This is a genomic window from Sporomusa sp. (genome assembly GCF_057736855.1).
The window spans coordinates 1-3944 of the sequence record NZ_JBYKYF010000286.1 but is presented as its reverse complement, the minus strand read 5'-3'; the positions used below and the strand labels follow the sequence as shown (position 1 = coordinate 3944).

Annotated in this window: 3 protein-coding genes; all 3 read right to left on the bottom strand. The window is 44.8% G+C overall.

Features of this window, described 5'->3' with window-relative positions; genetic code table 11:
- Nucleotides 1-150: 150 nt before the first annotated feature.
- Complete coding sequence (gene pabB, locus AC29Z1_RS14735; protein WP_488272212.1) at nt 151-1557, bottom strand: aminodeoxychorismate synthase component I; 1407 nt, start codon at nt 1555-1557, stop codon at nt 151-153.
- 2 nt (nt 1558-1559) lie between these two features.
- The gene (gene pabA, locus AC29Z1_RS14730; protein WP_488272211.1) at nt 1560-2159 is read right to left on the bottom strand and encodes an aminodeoxychorismate/anthranilate synthase component II; all 600 of its coding nucleotides are present in this window, start codon (nt 2157-2159) and stop codon (nt 1560-1562) included.
- A 115-nt stretch (nt 2160-2274) separates the two neighbouring features.
- Nucleotides 2275-3944 (bottom strand): NADH-dependent [FeFe] hydrogenase, group A6 (locus AC29Z1_RS14725; RefSeq protein WP_488272210.1); only part of this gene is annotated, 1670 nt, incomplete at its 5' end.

Below are 3944 nucleotides of genomic sequence, written 5' to 3'. Positions count from 1 at the left end.
GTAGCTTAAATACCCTGCCATTATAAGCGCGCATGGTTTCAAACAAGCCATGTCCATAAAGAAAACTATGGTCAAAAGGAGACACCAAACACTTGTCGGCCGAAACAATCTGTCCATCACAATAGATATACATAGGATCACCAGCCAATATTATATCTGATAGCCCAAAGCCTTCATTAGCGCCCGCGCTTTATCCAGACTCTCCTCATATTCAAGTTCAGGTACCGAATCTGCAACAATTCCTCCCCCCACTTGGTAATATGCACGGTCACCTTTAATAACAAAAGTACGAATAACGATATTAAGATCTGCATCACCATTAAAATCAATATAGCCGATAGATCCGGTGTAAATACCACGGCGCACTCCTTCAAGTTCATCAATAATCTCCATGGCCCGTACTTTAGGAGCGCCAGTAATCGATCCGCCGGGAAAAGAGGCTGTTATTAAATCAATAACATCTTTACCCTCTGCCAGCTTTCCGACTACCGTTGATACCAAATGAAACACCGTTGCATATTCTTCCAGACGGATCAAGTCAGGCACGCGAACACTGCCAAACTCACACACCCGTCCCAAATCATTGCGTTCCAAGTCAATGATCATCACTAATTCGGCCCGGTCTTTTTCACTGGCAAGCAGTTCTTGGCGAAGCTGTCGATCAGATTCAGGATCTTTGCCGCGCGGCCTGGTTCCCTTTATCGGCCTAGTTTCAACCATATTGTCTGTAACCAACAAATATCGTTCTGGCGAAGCACTAGCAACAATGACTTCACCAAAATTCAGATAAGAAGCAAATGGTGCCGGATTAATATGCCGCAAATAACGGTACAGCTCGTAAGGCGGCACCGTCACTTTAGCTTCGAAACGCTGCGTCAGATTTACTTGAAAAATATCTCCGGCAGCAATGTAATCAATTCCCTTTTGTACCATTTCACAGTGCCCTTGTCGAGTAAAGTTTGAGCGATACTCCCCTTCCGGTATCTGTGGCTTGGGTTCAGGCAGCGGTTTTGCTTGAGCTACTAAAGTAGCTAATTCTTCTATGCGAATTTCGGCTCGCTTGCGCCGGGAATCTTCGTCTCGTTCGGGAAACCCGTTTGACGCAATATATGTCTTATGTAAATGATGGTCAAAGATCAGCACCGTATCGTAAAATCCGAATATACAATCAGGAGTATTCAAGTCATCCTTACTTAATTCTGGAATCACTTCCAATAAATATCCCATATCATAACCAAAGTAACCGATAATTCCGCTGGTCAACGGTGGTAAGCCTGGCACCTTCTGGGTTTTGTAGCGGTTTAGTAACAGTTTTAATTCTGCAAACGGGTTACCAGTAAAAGTTCGGTTACTGCCGTTTTCTTCAATATGTATTGTCTGCCCTTTGCTGGAAAATACTAAAAATGGATCACGGGCAATAAAAGAATAGCGGCCCATGCCGTTAATATCTTTACCACTGTCTAAATATACACTATTTGGTTGCTGAGCAAACAAGGCAAACACTTCAGCAGGCGTCACTGTAAGCGTGATTTCGCGAATTATCGGTGTCGGATTCATGACTAGCTGGCCCCTTTCATTTTGCTTGTCCAGTTAGGATTGAAAGATAAAAAATTCTCTAGCATGGCATGTCCAGCTTCTGTAAGAATGGACTCAGGGTGAAACTGTACCCCTTCAATGGCATATTCTTTATGGCGAATACCCATAATTTCGCCTGCCTCGGTCTCGGCACTAATCTCGAAACAATCTGGCAATGTTTCTCGTTTCACAATTAACGAATGATATCGAGTAGCTGTAAGCGGACTTTTTAACCCAGCAAACACTCCCTTGCCATCATGATACACCTGCGAGGTTTTACCATGCATTAGCCGAGGTGCACGCACAACCTCACCACCGAAGGCCTGACCAATAGCCTGATGTCCGAGGCAAACGCCAAGTATCGGTATTTTCCCTTTAAAATGCTGAATTAGCGCTAAACTGATACCCGCCTCATTAGGTGTGCAGGGTCCTGGTGAAATAATAATATGGTCAGGGCGCATATCTTCAATGTGAGGAATCGTGATTTTATCATTACGAAAGACTCGAATATCTTCTCCTAATTCGCCAAGGTATTGGACAAGATTATATACAAACGAGTCGTAATTATCTATCATTAATATCAAATTCCATTCCTCCTCGGCAATATTGTACCATACTGTCGCAGTTGTACATATATCCATTTACAAGACATTAATAAATGAGGACGGCTTTTATTATGGCCGTCCTCATTGACGTCAATTACTTGTGACGAGGATGGTAATGGGTATGCAAAAGCTCATGCGATTTATGGCTGAGCGGTTTACCCAGAAACTCCTCATACAGGGCTTTCACTGCCGGGTTTTTGTGAGACTGCCTGATGGGGAGTTCACGGTCAGCCTGATAAAGACCAGCCATCCGGGCTTCCTTAGTGGCCTTAGTCGTTCCCCACGGCTGACCGCCGCCACCAATACAGCCACCAGGACAGCACATGATTTCTACGAATTGATAGTCGCACTCACCAGCCTTAATTTTGTCAAGGATCACACGGGCGTTTTTAAGGCCGTTAGCAATCGCTACTTTGACTTTTTTGCCATCAAGGTCTACTTCCGCTTCTTTTACGCCAGCTAAACCACGTACGTCTTCAAAGTCAACATTTTGGAGTTCTTTTCCTGTCACAACTTCATAAACAGTGCGCAGCGCAGCTTCCATAACACCGCCTGAAGTACCGAAAATGACGGCTGCACCAGTAGAAACTCCAAGCGGAGCATCAAATTCTTCATCAGGCAGTTTGTTAAAGTCAAAACCTGCCTCTCTAATCATCCGAGCCAGTTCTCGCGTAGTAAGCACAATATCAACATCACGATATCCGCTGGCGTTCATTTCCGGTCGGGCGCTTTCATATTTCTTAGCTACGCAAGGCATAATGGATACAGATACAATCTTGCTGGCGTCAATCCCTGCTTTTTGCGGATAATAAGTTTTGGCTAATGCACCGAACATCTGCTGCGGCGACTTACAAGTGGAAACATGAGGTAATAACTCAGGATAGAAGGTTTCTACAAAATTAATCCAGCCTGGGCTGCAGGAAGTAATAAGCGGTAACGTGCCACCATGGTTCATTCTTTCTAATAATTCATTGCCTTCTTCCATGATGGTGACGTCGGCAGCAAAGTCAGTGTCAAAAACTTTATCAAATCCCAAGCGGCGCAGAGCGGCTACCATCTTGCCAGTAGTTATGCTGCCCGGTTCCAGACCGAATTCTTCACCAAGCGCTACCCTAACTGCCGGCGCAACCTGAACGATTACATGTTTATCTTTATCGGCAATGGCTTGCCATACTTTTGCGGTTTCATCATTTTCATAGAGTGCGCCTACTGGGCAAACAGAGATACATTGACCACAGTACACGCAGGTAGTCTCTTGCAGCGGCCGGTCAAACGCAGTAGTGATTTCATACTCAAGTGACCGATGAGCAGTATTGATAGCGCCAACAGTCTGAACCTCTTGACACATATCTACGCAACGGCCGCATTTTACACATTTGGCCATATCGCGAACAATGACGCCATTAGAATCTTCGATAGGAATTTGTTTGGGTTTGTTTTCAAACAGCGGTTTGCTAATGCCAAAATCGTGCGCCAGCTGCTGTAATTCACATTTGGTATTTCTTACACATTTCAGACAGTCTTGTGGATGTTCGGCTAAAATCAGTTCAAGTATGTCTTTTCTGGCCTGACGAACAGCCGGGCTGTTGGTGATAAATTCAGCACCATCCCAGACTTCGTTGCCGCAAGCAGTTTTGAGCTTTTTCTGACCTTTGAGTTCCACAACGCAAATACGGCAGGTTGCCCGAACTTTAAGGTCAGGATGATAGCACAGTACGGGAATATCTATACCGGCCATTTTTGCAGCGTCCAGGATAAGTGTAG